This is a genomic window from Photobacterium sp., from assembly GCF_033720175.1.
GTDB lineage: Bacteria > Pseudomonadota > Gammaproteobacteria > Enterobacterales > Vibrionaceae > Photobacterium.
Window position 1 is genome coordinate 1 of the sequence record NZ_JAWWDA010000021.1, and the last position, 15,477, is coordinate 15,477.

The window sequence follows — 15,477 nt, forward strand, 5'->3', positions numbered from 1 at the left end:
GACCACTTACAATGGTGGCTATAGCTCAGTTGGTAGAGTCCCGGATTGTGATTCCGGTTGTCGCGAGTTCAAGCCTCGTTAGCCACCCCATATTCAGGTAATGCATGCATTTCCTTGGCAATAAGCCTAAAACTGTTCGGTGAATAGCGCAGTTTGGTAGCGCATCTGGTTTGGGACCAGAGGGTCGGGGGTTCGAATCCCTCTTCACCGACCATATAAAGAAAGCCCCGTCGAAAAACGGGGCTTTTTTTCGACCAAAATTCAGTAAACAGCGCAGTTTGGTGGCGCATCTCCGGCTTCTGAGAAATAGCGGACCATAGGGGCGGGGGTTCACCAGACCTTGAATCGGCTCTTCACCGACCACATAAAGAAAGCCCCGTCGAAAGACGGGGCTTTTTTTCGATCAAAATTCAGTGAACAGTGCAGTTTGGTGGCGCATCTCCGGCTTCTGAGAAATAGCGGACCAGAGGGGCGGGGGTTCACCAGACCTTGAATTGGCTCTTCACCGACCATATAAAGAAAGCCCCGTCAAAAGACGGGGCTTTCTTTCGGTCAAAATTCAGTGACCAGCGCAGTTTGGCGGTGTATCTCCGGCTTCTGATCGATAGCGGCCAGTTCTTTTAGTCGCAGTTAGCGGACATTTCCTGAGTCAAACGCGTAACGGTAAAACCGCGCTGCTTAAGTAAATTTGGTAAGCCTTGCTCGCCGAACAGATGAAATGCCCCCACGACAACCATATAGTGCCCCTGCTGATACTGTTTATCGTTGGCCAGTGTATCTGCCCAATGCTTATTCCTATTAAAAATAAGTCGATTATCGGTTTCATCTGAATAATGACTCTCTTCAAATAATTGAATGAGTTGCTGACTGTCACCGGTCTGCCATGCTTCGATCAAACAAGATAATTCACCTCGCATTTGTTCCCATTCATTGATTGTACTTACCAGCATTTCTTTCCCATGGTCGGGTAAATCTTGCAGCAGAGTTAATTGTTGCTCGATACTCTCCAGTTCGAAAATCGGCAGGCCCTGGTTATCAGCTCTTTTTAACAATATATAGTCAATCCCTTGTTCCGTATTTAAGCCCATATGATTGGCCAGTGCCATTTGCAGACTCACGACAGTTAACCAAGGCGGGTTATCGCTGAGTGCGCGGTAAGGAAGATTTAATTGATTGGCGATATCCGTGAGTTTCTGCATTTCTTCAGTGGTTAACTGGCTATGAGATGTTGGTCCCGAAGTTTCGATATCCATTGGCGGTGGATTCAGAATATTGGCTTCGACGATCAACCCGTCGGCTGATTGCCACTGTTGCAAAAAAGCCTTGGGCAATGGATACATAGTGTCTGTGCCGGCATGGATGGAGCCGAGAATAACGAACTGGCGCTGGGCATCTTTAGCCAGCCATACGATGGGTTCAGCTAAAGCTGAATTGGAGAAAAAAGGCAGTATGAGAAGTGCTTTTGAAAGTAACGATTTAAACATAATAGGTTCAGACCATTAAACAGCTGACTTTGTTATATCAGTATCTGCCGTCTTTTGCCATATTGAGCGGTACTGCAATATGGGGGGATATGAGGTAAAAAGGCCAATAGAGCATGGCCTTTTCTAGATGAAGTGGTTTTTATCTGTTAGTAAAGCAGGGAGTAGAGCTGGCGACGGTACTTGCCTGCCACAGGATTGCCCTGTCCCAGTGCGGCCAGAATATCCATCATCGTCTTTTTTGCATTACCGTCTGCGAAATTCAGATCCTTTCGCAGAATTGTAATTAGCAGTTCGAGGGCTTCTTCCTGACGGTTTACCTGGCTATATTGTACAGCTAAGTCAAAAGAGACTTCCGCATTAGCCGGGTTAGTTGCCAGTTTCTCTTCCAGTGAACGAATTTCCGGTGAATCGCTTGCTTGTTTGTGCAGCTCAAGTTTTGCCATTAAGCCTTTGAATTTAGCATCCTGATCCTGCATCGGCACGGTTGCTAACAGGGGTTCAGCTTCATCAAATTGCGCCGTTTCAACTAAACATTCAGCAATGGCTAAAGCGACAATACTATTTTTCGGGAAGCTGGTGGCAAGCTGGCGAAGTACTGGCAATGCCTGGGCATAATCCTGGTTATCGACCAGGGCTAACGCCTGTTTCAGTTGCATTTCTTCCTGGCTCGGCAAATGCTTGCTTAGCATTTCACGTAAGCTTTCTTCGGTTTGCGGACCCGCGCTGCCATCTGCCGGCTGGCCATTCTTGAACAGGGCAACCGTTGGCAGCCCCCGAACACCAAATTGTGCCGCGACCGCCTGTTGCTGTTCACAGTCCAGAGTTGCAAGTACAAGTTGTCCCTGATATTGCGCTGTGATTTTTTCTAGTAATGCATTAACTTCCGCAGTTTCAGGCATTGAGGGAGCCCAAAAGCTGATGACAACGGGTGTTTGCATTGACTGCTCAATCACTTGTTGCAGGTTTTGTTCATTCAGTTCAATAGCTAATTTTTCGTACATGCCATTCATTCCATAGACTGTTTAGTTATCTCTATCGCATTATTACTGAATAAGCTGTTATTTGATGCGATTGGTACTAAAGATATGGGGATAGATTCAGGATTATCAAGAAGTCGCGCAGTTGGCAGTGAAAATGGAGAGCATTGGTCGCTCTCCTTTTCAGTTTTGGAATGTTAACAGTAGTGCGAGTGTCACGAAGACGCAAAGCAGATTTATCTGACGCAATGTCATAATTCCCCCTCAATATATATCATGTGTTGAATGTGCCGGAGGAAAATGATCAATACGGGGTTCCTTCAGCCTACATCCAGTAAGGTACTCTTTTTATATGACACTAATGTGACATTATTGTATCTTTTTGTCGTGTCGAGCGAAGGATTGGCATTAAGGGCTATTAATTTAGCTTATGCGCATTAATCCGAGCTGTTTTTGAATCGGCTAACATGTTTTTTAGCTGTTCGCAGACGCCGTTGCGACAAGATAGGCGACACAGTCTGGTCTGGATACCAAACCGTGCAAATAGCGATAAAAACCAGGTTATATAAGGCTTAATTACTTTTTATCAGTAATTTATCCAGCCAGCGCGTAGGCAGTAATCGACGCAGGAAGCCGAAGATATAAGTCGGCTGAGTAACGAAATAGCGAGGTTTTGGCTTATCGTTGCTAATTATGTGTAGCAACGGTTTTAAAACGGCTTCAGGAGAGAGCGTAAATTTATTTGATGGCGAGGATTTGCCCAATCTCTCCAGCGTCTTTTGGTAACTCGGCTGGTGGCGGGAATTCGCTATATTGATGTACTGCTCAAATTTTTGTTTGGCATTTTCCCTGAAGAGGCTCTTGATAGGGCCGGGTTCAATCAAGCTAACCTCAACCGGGGTATCTGCCAGCTCCAGCCGCAGTGTGTCGGTGTAGCCTTCCAGAGCGAACTTGCTGGCGTTATATGCGCCACGGTATTTCATGGCCACCAGCCCCAGTACCGAACTGTTCTGAACAATTTTGCCGCGGCCTTGCTGCAACATCAACGGGATCACCGCTTTGGTTAATTCATGCCAGCCAAACAGGTTGGTTTCAAATTGCTCACGCAGTGCCTGGGTGGGCAAGTCTTCCAGTGCGCCTGGCTGACCATAAGCGGCATTATTAAACAATATATCTAATCTGCCGCCGGTAATTTTAAGTGCCTCTGTCAGGCCATACTGAATAGATTGGCTGCAGTTGAGATCAATCTGGACACAATGCAGTCCCAGTGCCTGAAGTTCTGCGACGTCTTCAGCGCGGCGGCAACTGGCGATAACCGTGTAGCCAGCCTGATGAAGTGCCAGGGCGCAGTGGCGTCCGATACCAGTACTGCAGCCGGTAATAAGTATAGAGGTTGTCATAGCTGTCCGTATTTAAAGGTAAGGGGTTAATTGTGAAACCATGAACTCTGCAATCCAGGGTTGGGCAACGGCTTTAGGGTGAAGACCATCAGCCATTATCCATTCATCCCTTAAAATGATCCTTTCCAGGAAAAAAGGCAGTAGCGGCGTTGCAAATTCTTTGCTGAGCTGCGGATAAATTGTCCTGAATGTTTCGCTGTAGCGTTTACCGTAGTTCGGGGGGACATGGATTTGCATCAGCAGGGCCTTGGCATCCATCGCCTGAATTTGGATTATCATCTGGCTGAGGTTGTTGCGGATGGTGGCTGGCGGGAAGCCGCGCAAACCATCATTCGCACCGAGCTCAATAATGACGTAGTCTGGGTTATGTTGTTGTAATAAGGCTGGCAGCCGGGCTAATCCGTTGCCTGTCGTATCACCAGAGATGCTGGCATTAACGACGGTCATGTTATGTCCTTGTTGCTGTAGCATTGGTTCTAATAGTACAGGCCAGCTCTGATCTGCGCGCATTTGGTAACCTGCGCTCAGGCTGTCACCAACGACCAATAGCGTGTTGCTCCAGGCGTTTAGTGAAAATAAATAGATCAATAAAACTGAAAGGATTCGCATTATGTCAACTTCCGTGATTAAGGCTGTATCTGTTTCCAAACAGGTGACGACGGCAACGTCATCACTGACCATTTTGCAGGATGTTTCTCTTGAGGTCGAGCAGGGAGAGGCGATTGCTTTAGTTGGTGTGTCGGGGGCTGGTAAATCGACTTTGATGACCCTGCTTGCAGGGCTGGATATTCCGAGCTCCGGTGAAATTGAACTGCTCGGTAATATGCTTTCACAATTGGATGATGAGGCGCGTGCGGCGTTGCGCAGTGATGCGATTGGTTTTGTATTCCAGAGCTTCTTACTCATTCCGTCTTTAAATGCCCTTGAAAATGTCATGTTACCGGCGCTTATCAAAGGGGAGGCGGGGGATGCTGCACGTGCTGCTGAGCTTTTACATCAGGTTGGACTGACCGGGCGTGAAACACATCTGCCATCGCAACTATCCGGCGGTGAACAGCAGCGGGTGGCGTTGGCGCGTGCTTTTATGACCCGGCCCAAGGTGCTATTTGCTGATGAACCGACCGGGAATCTTGACCAGTATACGGCTGCGACGATCATTGATTTACTGTTTGCGCTAAACCGTGACCATGGCACCACTTTAGTGCTGGTAACTCATGATCCTCAGCTGGCTGAACGGTGCGACCGTACTTTGCTGATCCATGGCGGTAAGGTGGAGGCAGCATGACAGAGCAGAGTGGTACCCGTCTGGCGGCAGGGCAACCGAGACAAGGGTTGCTTTTAAAATGGAGCTGGCGGGAGTTATGGCATGGCCAGCTATGGCCGGTTGCGGTTGCACTTACCCTGATTATTGCCTGTGTGTTTGCTCTTGCCGCGCTGGTGGTTCGGGTTGAAAAGATCATGACGGATCAGGGCCGATCTGTCCTTGCTGCTGATCTGGTGCTGGTTTCAGGTAATCCGATCGCACCGTCATTGATCAGCAAAGCTGAGGAGCTTGGCCTGACGCTTTCTCAGCAAACCCGTTTTGGCACCATGACATTCAGTGAACACCAGATGCAATTAGTCAGTGTAAAGGCTGTTGAGGGTGATTTCCCTTTACGTGGTGAGCTGGTGCTGAAAAGTTTGCAGGATAAACGTAACCGGGTGCAGCCGGGTGAGCTGTGGCTGGCGGAGCGACTGTTCTCGTTATTGGAAGTGAAGCAAGGGGATGTTGTCGCGATTGGTGATACTGAGCTAAAAGTGTCTGGTAAAATTGAGCAAGAGCCGGAGCTCTCTTTCAATCCGTTCAGTCAGATGCCTGCGGTATTAATTCATTATGATGATATTGCCAGTACGGGCGCGATTCAGCCCGGCGGCAGAGTGCAATACCGGGCTTATTTTACGGGGAGTGACGACACGTTAGCCGCGCTGCAGCAAGGCATCGAGCTACAACCGGGTCAACGCTGGCTGAGTGAAACGACTCAGGGGAGAACGGGGGAGCTGATCGAGCGGGCACGGCAATATCTTTCTCTTACCCTGATCCTGGTGATCATGATGGCAACGGCAACGCTGGTCTTAACGTGTCAGCATTATACGTCAACGCGTATTGAAACCGTTGCCATGATGAAGAGTTTAGGCGCAAGCAAACGCTGGTTATGGCGGTGGTTGTCGGGGCAGCTGGCGATGTTATTTTCACTGGCTGCCGTTGCCGGTGTGTCTATCGGTTGGGGGCTTGAAGCGTTGTTGCGTTTGCCCTTGGCTGATGTCTTGCCGGACCCACTGCCGGCAATGGGATTCTCGCCATTACTGATCAGTCTTTTTGTTGCTTTGCTGGTGGCTGTTCCCGGGGTGGGGATTTCTCTTCTTCGCCTGTTGGACACACCCGCCATCTCAGTTATTCAGCAGCAGGCCGACTGGCCGAAACCGCGCAAAGGTTACGGCCTGTTACTGTTCCCGGTTGCCGCAGCACTGATCTGGTTTGGTGATAATAAATTTATGTGGATGACCCTGGCCGGGCTAGCCGTGGTGCTGCTCCTGTTAGCTGTCTTAGGGGTTGCGGTGGTGTCGTTGCTGCGCAAAGGAACATGGGGGCCTGCTATGACACTGGCCCTGAGCCGTATTGGTCGTAGCCGCCTGACGACAGGCGCTCAACTGGCTGCGCTCACCAGTTCGCTGATGTTGCTGGCTGTAATTTGGTTGCTGCGAACGGATCTACTGGCTGACTGGCAACATACCTTGCCGGTTGATGCGCCGAATGTATTTGCGATTAATATCAGCCCGGATCAGCAGCAGCGTTACCTCGCAGATCTGGATAACAACAAAGTACCTCGCTCTGAGGGATATCCGGTGATCCGGGGGCGTCTGGTGGCGGTTAACAACAATGACGCCTTAGGTCAGGAGCACGATCCGGAGCAACGTGATGAAGCGCTGAGACGAGAGTTAAATTTCACCTGGCGCGATACCTTACCTGTCCATAATCAGATTGTTGAGGGTGAATGGACCACCACCACAGGGGTCTCGGTTGAGGCTGGGTTGGCTGAGCGACTAGGGATCTCGTTGGGTGATGAGCTGAGCTTTAATGTCAACAGTCAGCCCTTTACCGCGACCGTTAACAGTATTCGCCTGGTGGAATGGCGCAATATGCGGCCAAACTTCTATTTCATCTTCACACCTGATGTGATGGCGAATTTACCTGCAACCTGGCTGGTCAGTTTTCGTATAGAGCAAGATCAGAACGAGCTGGTTAATCAGCTCGGGCGGGATTATCCTACGGTCAGCTTGTTGGATCTGCGCACGATGGCTTCACGGATCCAGCTGATGCTGCAGCAGGTCTCTTTGTCATTGTCGGTGCTGGCGGGGGTAGGCGTAGTCAGTGGCTTACTGCTAGTCATGACATTATTACGATTGAGTCTGTCTCAACGCCAGCAAGAGATAAAGCTATACCGCACGTTGGGGGCCAGTAAACAGCGTATTTCTGCAACGGTTTGGGGCGAATACGGCATCATGGCACTCTTGGCCGGGATCATGGCTGTCGCCGGTGCCGAAGCCGTTGTGGCGGCGTTGGTAACGTGGGGGTTTGAACTGCCAGTACAATGGCATCCGACATTATGGTTGATCTTGCCGGTAGCGGCCCTTGGCCTGGTGCTGATGATGATCAGCACGATGTTGAGGCAGTTACTGCAGCCGTTACGAGCATAGTATACCGGTGAGTGATCAGGCCTGTTTATTTATACTCGGTCAGGATGTCTCTCAGGGCATGTTCCAGCTCTGGGTGACAGAAATGGAATCCCTGCTCCTGCAGCTTTGCGGGAAGGGCCCGCTGGCTATCAAGCAATAAAGTCGCGGATTCGCCAAGTCCGAGTTTTAATAACCAGGCCGGGATGAAAAAAAGGTGTGGCCGGCGCAGTACGGTTGCCAGAGTCCGACTGAATTCTTTGTTAGTGACCGGATTCGGCGCGGTGAAATTAAATGCCCCCCGGGCGTCAGGGTGCTTGATCAGAAATATAATACCTTTGACCATATCCTGCAGGTGGATCCAGGGAAAATACTGTTGCCCATTGCCAATGGGTCCGCCTAATCCCAGCTGATAAGCCGGTAACATTCTGGCAAGAGCCCCGCCATGTTTAGCCAGTACAATACCTGTGCGTAACAGGCAAACGCGGGTTTGTTCTGATTGTGCGGCTAATGCCGCGTCTTCCCATTTTTTGCAAACCAGGTGAGCAAAGCCGTTATTACTGACTTCCAGACTCTCATCGAAAGAGACGGAGTTTTGGTTACCATAAATACCGACAGCCGAACCGCTGATAAAAGTGTGAGGGGGGGTATCACTCTCTTTGATCTTTTTCACTAGCGCATCCGTGATGACACAACGGCTTTCACAGATGATCTGCTTTTGTTTTTCACTCCAGCGTTTATTGATGATGGGTTCACCCGCCAGATTAATCACGATGTCGAAATCATTCAGGTTGCCAAGTTTGTCCAGGTTGGTAATGACCTTGATATGGTGCCCCAGTCGTTGATAAGCCTTCGTGGGGTTCCGGCTGAGTACGGTGACATGATCATGATTAAAGTGAGGGAGCAGTGCCTTGCCGATAAACCCGGTACCACCTGTAATTAGAATGTTCATTATCGTACTTCATCCTTAATTATGTACTTAATGCCAATTGAAGCGCCTTAGGTATAAGTATAAACAATAGTTATTGTTCACTATTTATTCTTTAATTATTTTTATTCAATGAGTTAATTATTAGTGTGGGGGATTCTTGCACGGTATGGAGGATTGTTAGGACGGTTGCGGCCATAACTGATACCGACCTGATAGCAGAATGTGTTTTATCCTAATGAAAGGCAAGATCTTTGTCTGTTCGGTATTCAATTATGTGCTTAACTTCCCGACTCATACATTAATATTTGTTTTGCCAAGGTAAAGGGTTATTAATATAACGTATTGATTGATGTCTGCGCAGCATATAGGGGGAGGAGTGAAAGCAATCGTCGCCTTATTTCGATCCATGCTACTGAGTTTGCGTGATTTGCTTCCCATCATCGGTGTTATCAGCTTCTTTCAGCTGGTTGTTTTGCAACAGCCTTTACCTGAGTGGGGCACCATTTTGCTCGGGTTACTTTTCGTGGTAATAGGGCTGACATTTTTCATCTTCGGCTTAGAGATGGGATTGTTCCCGATTGGCGAAACGATGGCCCGTGCTTTTGCCAGCAAAGGGAGCTTGGTCTGGTTACTCATTTTTGCCTTTTGTCTGGGGTTTGGCACCACCATTGCTGAGCCCGCTTTGACTGCCGTAGCTCATGAAGCGGCAGAAGTCGCCGCTGAAGGGGGGATGATCGCTAAAGATGAATCCTCCCAGAAAGACTATGCATCCGGCTTACGCTTAACCGTCGCTTTTTCTGTTGGCTTTGCCATTATGATCGGGGTGCTGCGGATTCTGAAAGGGTGGCCGATCCAATGGATGATTATCGGTGGCTATGGCGTGGTGATGGCAATGACCTGGTTTGCCCCTCCCAGCATTATCGGAATTGCCTATGACTCCGGGGGGGTAACGACATCGACCATTACCGTGCCCTTGGTGACGGCATTGGGGGTGGGGTTGGCTTCGTCTATTAAGGGACGGAACCCGATGGTTGATGGTTTCGGGCTAATCGCCTTTGCTTCGCTGACTCCGATGATTTTCGTCATGGGGTACGGCATGTTTTTGAGTTAGTGAGGAGTCGCGGTAGCAATGATGCAGTTCGCTTCAATCCTTACCCATTTTACGGGCACATTGCTGACAACGATCAGGGATGTGGTGCCGATTGCGATCATCATATTTGGCTTTCAGTTAGCCGTATTGCGCCGCCCGGTCGCGAACTGGCACCGAGTTGCTCTGGGCTTTTTCTATGTCATTCTGGGTTTATCACTATTCTTGATGGGTTTGGAGCTGGCTTTGTTTCCGTTAGGTGAATCAATGGCAACGCAGCTGACCGATCCCACATTTTTGTTTGGTGAAGGGGCGTTGATCCCGGAGAATATTCATTGGTCAGATTATTACTGGATTTACCTGTTTGCGGCGGCCATTGGTTTTAGTACTACGGTGGCGGAACCGTCTTTGATTGCAGTGGCAATCAAAGCGAATCAGGTCTCCGGTGGTACGATCAAGGTGAGTGGATTACGTATCGCTGTTGCAACAGGAGTGTCGGCAGGGATTGCATTAGGCAGCTACCGTATCGTCGTGGGTGATCCGCTGCATTACTATATTATGGCGGGTTATATTATTGTGGTGGTGCAAACTCACTTTGCACCGAAATCGATTGTTCCACTCGCTTATGATTCCGGTGGTGTGACGACTTCAACAGTAACAGTACCAATTGTTACCGCTCTTGGGCTTGGATTGGCGTCTACCGTACCAGGACGTAATCCGATGTTAGATGGTTTTGGTTTGATTGCCTTTGCCAGTTTATTTCCGATGATAACAGTGATGGGGTATGCCCAGTTGTCGGCCTGGCTTGGCGAGAGAAATCAAAGGAGATCTGAATAATGCGTTTTAAATTAATAGTCGCTTTTGTCGAAGATACAAAAACGGATGCTGTTCTGGATGCGGCTCGCGAGGCGGGTGCGACCGGGGCGACGGTCATCAACAATGCCCGCGGTGAAGGGTTACGTAAAAGGAAAACTTTTTTTGGCCTGACCCTCGAAGTACAGCGTGATGTGTTATTACTGGTGGTTGAAGAACATCTTGCTCGCTCGATATTGGAAACCATTGAAAAAGTCGGTGAGTTTGATAATAAAAACGGAGAGGGGATAGCCGTTCAGTTAGATGTAGAGGATGCCGTAGGTGTCGCTCATCAGGTTGAAGAGCTGACCAAGGTCGTGGAGGATAAACTATGAGAAAACAGCCGATTGTTCGGGTACGGGATGTGATGGCGAATACCTACGCGATTGTCGAGGGGATCACCACGGTGGCAGAGGCGATTGTGATTGCCAAAGAGCGTCAGGTGAAAGCACTGATTGTTAACAAGCGCCATGACGACGATGAATATGGCATTGTGTTGATGAATGATATTGCCAAGAAAGTGCTGGCCCAGGACCATTCACCCAAGCGTACCAATGTCTATGAGATAATGACTAAGCCCGCTTTGTCTGTGAATGCCTCTATGGATGTGCGTTATTGCGCACGGCTGTTCGAGCGGTTTGGCATTAGTCGAGCCCCGGTGATAGAAGATGGCAAAGTGATGGGAATGGTCAGCTACAACAATATCGTGCTGAATGGCATGCTGCACGAGGACGTCTCAATAGATTAGACGCATTAGGAGTCAACATAGAAATATCGTCACTATCGGCGTACTATTTCAGGTTATTCCGTTCTATATATTGTGATTTTTTTCATGAAACTATTTTTTGCTTCCGATATTCACGGTTGTGCCGTGAGCACCCGGGCCATGCTTACTGCGTTTGAACACAGTGGCGCTGAACACTTAATCTTGCTGGGGGACGTGTTAAATCACGGGCCAAGGAATGCATTGCCTGAAGGGTATGCACCGACAGAGGTGGCTGAGTTATTGAATCAGTACGCGGATAGAATTACTGCGGTGAGGGGAAATTGCGATAGTGATGTCGACCAGATGCTGCTCGATTTTCCAATGATGGCAGATTATAACCTGGTGCTGTTGCCTCATGGCAGACGCTTATTTCTGACTCACGGCCATCTTTATAATGGCGATAAGCATCCGCGGTTAAGAGCGGGAGACGTGATTGTCTCTGGCCATACCCACCTTCCTCTGGCAGAGCCAAAAGGTGAGTTTTTTGTTTTCAACCCAGGCTCGGTCACCATGCCCCGCGGAGACTACCAAGCAAGTTTTGGCTTGCTTGAAGACAATACCCTTAAGGTAGTTACCTTTGACGGTGGCATAGTTTGTCAGACTGAGTTGGCGTAAAAGCCAACTTATCGCAGCGAAAGCGGCTGAGCCGCCGCTTTTCAGACACCATGAAGTAGCTTGAAAGTCGTTATACCCCAGTAACCTCCTGGATAGTCCACCGAAACATACATGCCCGCCGCACCACGACCTCGTCAGAACAATCTCTCGCTTTGTATCCGTAACTGTCAGTATCCAAATTAACTCAGTGGTCAGCGAGCAGCAATGGTATGGGAAGTGGCGGGTCTCATGAAAATTTCAGAGGAATGGATTAATGATTGTGAGGGCTTTTTTGATCGAATTGATTAATACAATTACTGAAATGTTTAACTATGTTTACTAAATCTGTTGATTCGGTATATTCGAGGTATTGATTCGGTTATATCGAGTTTTTATTGTGATCGAGTCTTGAATTTTGTTTGGATTAGATCCACTATCCAGCCACTTTTTTATGTGTTTCAGTGAGCATCAGGTGCGAGTTTATGAGTCAGGGTCAGTTTGATTCCCTTTTACCGCCTCAAATGGCGGAAAAAGCGGCAGATATTGGGGTAAGTAAAGCGACCAAAGATCCCATCAAGTCCTTTATGCTGGCGATTACTGCCGGTCTTCATATCGGAATTGCTTTCGTTTTTTATACAACCGTAACAACCGGAGCCGATGATATGGCATGGGGCATGGTCCGGTTGGTTGGCGGGATTGCCTTCAGTCTGGGACTTATTCTGGTTATTATTACCGGTGGCGAGTTATTTACCAGCTCTGTCCTTACCTTAGTTGCGAGAGCCAGCGGTAAAATAACCTGGAAGAGCCTCTGCGTTAACTGGACTATGGTCTACGTGGGTAACTTGATTGGTGCGCTGCTTTTGGTGGGTATTATGCTGGTAACAAAACAGTATATGTCGGCCGATGGCGGTGTGGGTATTAATACGATGAAAATTGCCCAGCACAAGTTACATCACGATTTTTTCCAGGCGGTTGCCCTTGGTATTATGTGTAATGTGCTGGTTTGTATTGCAGTTTGGATGACCTTCAGTGGGCGAAGCCTGACGGATAAAATATTGGTTACGATCTTGCCTGTGGCAATGTTCGTATCTGCCGGTTTTGAGCACTGTATTGCAAATATGTTTCAGGTGCCAATGGCGATTGGCATCAAGACACTGGCTTCGCCTGAATTCTGGCAAATGAGCGGAATGAATCCGGCTGACTTTGCTGACTTAACGCTGGGTAACTTCATTATTAACAACCTCATTCCTGTGACGATCGGCAATATTATCGGAGGTGGTGTCTTTGTTGGTATCGGTTACTGGCTGATTTACCTGCGTGAAGCCTAATGTCATCGGGCTAATATAGTGGTAATGACATTATTTAGACCATAAAAAACGGCCTCGCAATGCGAGGCCGTTTTATTTGATTAGCTTTTGTATCAGCCTAAGAGCAAATTATTAAGCTGCGTCTTCAGCTTGTTTCGCCTGAATCGCAGTCAGTGCGACGGTGTAGACGATATCGTCTACCAGTGCGCCACGAGAAAGGTCGTTAACCGGCTTACGCATGCCCTGAAGCATAGGACCGATAGAAACGAGTTCTGCTGAACGCTGTACCGCTTTGTAGGTCGTGTTACCGGTGTTCAGATCTGGGAATACGAATACCGTTGCCTTACCTGCTACCGGAGAGTCCGGCGCTTTAGAAGCCGCTACGTTTTCCATGATTGCCGCATCGTACTGGAGAGGACCATCGATGATCAGATCAGGACGCTTCTCTTGAGCAATGCGGGTCGCTTCACGTACTTTGTCTACGTCTGCACCCTTACCAGAAGTACCGGTAGAGTATGAGATCATCGCAACGCGAGGCTCGATACCGAATGCTTTCGCAGAATCTGCCGATTGGATTGCGATTTCAGCCAGTTGCTCAGCGTTTGGATCCGGGTTGATTGCACAGTCTCCGTATACCAGTACCTGATCAGGCAGCAGCATGAAGAAGACGGAAGATACGATAGATGCGTCAGGTGCGGTTTTGATGATCTGGAACGGCGGTACGATTGTGTTAGCAGTCGTATGGACGGCACCAGAAACAAGGCCATCAACCTCGTCGTTTTCTAGCATCATTGTGCCAAGGAAAACCGTATCCTGCAGTTTTTCACGAGCAACGACGTCAGTCATGCCCTTGCTCTTACGTAGCTCAACCAGACGAGCAACATATTGCTCACGAACGAGGTCAGGATCGATGATCTTAACGCCGGCACCTAGAGTTACGCCTTGCTGTTCAGCAACACGTTTGATTTCTTGTGGGTTACCAAGAAGCACACACTCAGCAATGCCGCGTTCAGCACAGATTGCCGCCGCTTTAACGGTACGGGGCTCGTCACCTTCAGGAAGAACAACACGCTTAGCCGCTTTACGCGCAAGCTCCGTTAGTTCGTAACGGAATGCGGGGGGGCTCAGACGGCGTTCACGAGAAGAGCCCTCAGATAGCGAGTCAATCCACTGACCATCAATGTGGCTGGCCATGTATTCGTTAACGAGTTCTACACGTTCTTTATCGTCAGCAGGTACTTCCAGGCTGAAGCTCTGCAGGTTCAGAGACGTCTGCCAAGTGTTACCTTGTGCCGTCATGACAGGCAGGCCTGTTTTGAATGCACGGCTACACAGATCCATCACAGGCTTCGGCAGTTCATAGCCGCCGGTCAGAAGCAGGGCACCGATTTCCATGCCGTTCATTGCAGCAAGGCATGCCGCCACGATAACGTCAGGACGGTCTGCCGAAGTGACCAGAAGTGAACCCGGACGGAAGTGCTCAACCATGTTCGGGATAGAACGCGCACAAAAAGTGATGCTCTTAATACGACGAGTCGCGATCTCACCGTGGTTGATGATTTCAGCGTTAAGGTGCTTTGCAATATCCGTTGAACGTGTTGCGATTAGCTCAGAGCTCCATGGCGCACAACCAAGTACACGGATTGGGCTAGAGTTGAACACTTGCATGACTTCAACATTTGAAGGGATAGTCGCTTCTGCATCGTCAAAGATTTCAGACAGATCAGGACGAGTACGGCCTTCAGCATCGACGGGTGCGTTTAGTTTGTTAACAATAACGCCAGAGATTTGCTTGTTCTTAGTACCGCCGAAGTTAGAACATGCTACTTCGATACGCTCTTTAAGTTGTGCTGGGTTATCTGTACCTGGCGCCACAACGAAGACGATTTCAGCATCCAGCGTTTTTGCGATTTCATAGTTAATCTGGTTAGCAAATGGGTGCTTGCGAGTCGGTACCAGACCTTCGATTAAGGCAACTTCAGAACTTGCTGTCGCTTCTTTGAAACGGGCAACAATATCTTCTAGCAGTACATCACTCTTATCGTTACGGATAAGTTCTTCTGCATGCGCCATTGAAAATGGTTCTGCAATTTTCATATCGCTGTTAGCACGGATGATCGTTGTTGTCAGATCAGGCTGTGGACCACCGTGACGTGGCTGGGCGATAGGCTTAAAGAAAGAAACGAGAACGCCTTTGCGCTCCATTGCACGAACAACACCAAGACTAACGCTAGTTAGGCCAACACCAGCGCCAACTGGGATAAGCATAATAGTACGGGACACTATGAATTCCTCAAACTATTGAACAATACAGTGCGGTTAAATAATTACTCATCGAACAACTATAGAGCAGCACCACATAAAGTGT

At 48.7% G+C, this 15,477-nt stretch carries 14 protein-coding genes and 2 tRNA genes; 10 read left to right on the top strand and 6 right to left on the bottom strand.

The features are described from left to right. Nucleotides 1–14 precede the first annotated feature (14 nt). Together R3289_RS18455 and R3289_RS18460 are read left to right on the top strand one after the other, a co-directional pair. Nucleotides 15–90 (top strand) — tRNA-His (locus R3289_RS18455). 47 nt (nt 91–137) lie between these two features. Further along, nucleotides 138–214: transfer RNA gene (locus tag R3289_RS18460), tRNA-Pro, on the top strand. A 406-nt stretch (nt 215–620) separates the two neighbouring features. On the opposite strand, the gene R3289_RS18465 is transcribed toward R3289_RS18460, so the two are convergent. The 4 genes from R3289_RS18465 to tesA all read right to left on the bottom strand — a co-directional run bounded on the left by R3289_RS18465 (nt 621) and on the right by tesA (nt 4,473). Beyond that, nucleotides 621–1,484: a TraB/GumN family protein gene (locus R3289_RS18465; RefSeq protein ID WP_318927271.1), complete on the bottom strand. Its 864-nt coding sequence runs from the start codon at nt 1,482–1,484 to the stop codon at nt 621–623. A gap of 146 nt (nt 1,485–1,630) precedes the next feature. After that, nucleotides 1,631–2,485, bottom strand: coding sequence for a co-chaperone YbbN (locus R3289_RS18470; RefSeq protein ID WP_318927272.1), 855 nt, complete (start codon nt 2,483–2,485; stop codon nt 1,631–1,633). Between the two features lie 548 nt (nt 2,486–3,033). Next, on the bottom strand, nt 3,034–3,861 hold the full coding sequence (locus tag R3289_RS18475) for an SDR family oxidoreductase (RefSeq protein WP_318927273.1): 828 nt from the start codon (nt 3,859–3,861) through the stop codon (nt 3,034–3,036). A 12-nt stretch (nt 3,862–3,873) separates the two neighbouring features. Continuing rightward, entirely contained in the window at nt 3,874–4,473 is a 600-nt protein-coding gene (tesA, locus tag R3289_RS18480; RefSeq protein WP_318927353.1) for a multifunctional acyl-CoA thioesterase I/protease I/lysophospholipase L1, read from the bottom strand. On the opposite strand from tesA, the gene R3289_RS18485 reads away from it, so the two are divergent. Together R3289_RS18485 and R3289_RS18490 are read left to right on the top strand one after the other, a co-directional pair. Next, nucleotides 4,472–5,146 (top strand): ABC transporter ATP-binding protein, encoded by a 675-nt coding sequence (locus R3289_RS18485; protein ID WP_318927275.1) that lies wholly within the window; start codon nt 4,472–4,474, stop codon nt 5,144–5,146. The two genes, tesA and R3289_RS18485, sit on opposite strands and share 2 nt — an antisense overlap. Beyond that, complete coding sequence (locus R3289_RS18490) at nt 5,143–7,596, top strand: ABC transporter permease (RefSeq protein WP_318927276.1); 2,454 nt, start codon at nt 5,143–5,145, stop codon at nt 7,594–7,596. The genes R3289_RS18485 and R3289_RS18490 overlap by 4 nt, the downstream gene beginning before the upstream one ends. 25 nt (nt 7,597–7,621) lie before the next feature. On the opposite strand, the gene R3289_RS18495 is transcribed toward R3289_RS18490, so the two are convergent. After that, nucleotides 7,622–8,524, bottom strand: a complete 903-nt coding sequence (locus R3289_RS18495; RefSeq protein ID WP_318927277.1) for a TIGR01777 family oxidoreductase — start codon at nt 8,522–8,524, stop codon at nt 7,622–7,624. Between the two features lie 355 nt (nt 8,525–8,879). Here R3289_RS18495 and R3289_RS18500 point away from each other — a divergent pair, with 355 nt between their 5' ends. The 6 genes from R3289_RS18500 to focA all read left to right on the top strand — a co-directional run bounded on the left by R3289_RS18500 (nt 8,880) and on the right by focA (nt 13,130). Continuing rightward, nucleotides 8,880–9,614: a DUF1538 domain-containing protein gene (locus R3289_RS18500; protein ID WP_318927279.1), complete on the top strand. Its 735-nt coding sequence runs from the start codon at nt 8,880–8,882 to the stop codon at nt 9,612–9,614. 18 nt (nt 9,615–9,632) lie between these two features. Beyond that, nucleotides 9,633–10,427, top strand: coding sequence for a DUF1538 domain-containing protein (locus R3289_RS18505; protein ID WP_318927280.1), 795 nt, complete (start codon nt 9,633–9,635; stop codon nt 10,425–10,427). Next, nucleotides 10,427–10,777, top strand: a complete 351-nt coding sequence (locus tag R3289_RS18510; protein WP_107284219.1) for a P-II family nitrogen regulator — start codon at nt 10,427–10,429, stop codon at nt 10,775–10,777. Before R3289_RS18505 ends, R3289_RS18510 begins: the two co-directional genes overlap by 1 nt. Continuing rightward, nucleotides 10,774–11,190: a CBS domain-containing protein gene (locus R3289_RS18515; RefSeq protein ID WP_318927282.1), complete on the top strand. Its 417-nt coding sequence runs from the start codon at nt 10,774–10,776 to the stop codon at nt 11,188–11,190. Before R3289_RS18510 ends, R3289_RS18515 begins: the two co-directional genes overlap by 4 nt. Nucleotides 11,191–11,274: 84 nt before the next feature. After that, entirely contained in the window at nt 11,275–11,823 is a 549-nt protein-coding gene (yfcE, locus tag R3289_RS18520; protein WP_318927284.1) for a phosphodiesterase, read from the top strand. Nucleotides 11,824–12,284: 461 nt separating this feature from the next. Next, a complete protein-coding gene (gene focA / locus R3289_RS18525; RefSeq protein WP_318927285.1) occupies nt 12,285–13,130 on the top strand; it encodes a formate transporter FocA in 846 nt (281 codons plus the stop codon). 111 nt (nt 13,131–13,241) lie between these two features. Here focA and pta read toward each other — a convergent pair whose 3' ends face one another. After that, complete coding sequence (pta, locus tag R3289_RS18530) at nt 13,242–15,392, bottom strand: phosphate acetyltransferase (RefSeq protein ID WP_318927286.1); 2,151 nt, start codon at nt 15,390–15,392, stop codon at nt 13,242–13,244. Between the last annotated feature and the right edge of the window lie 85 nt (nt 15,393–15,477).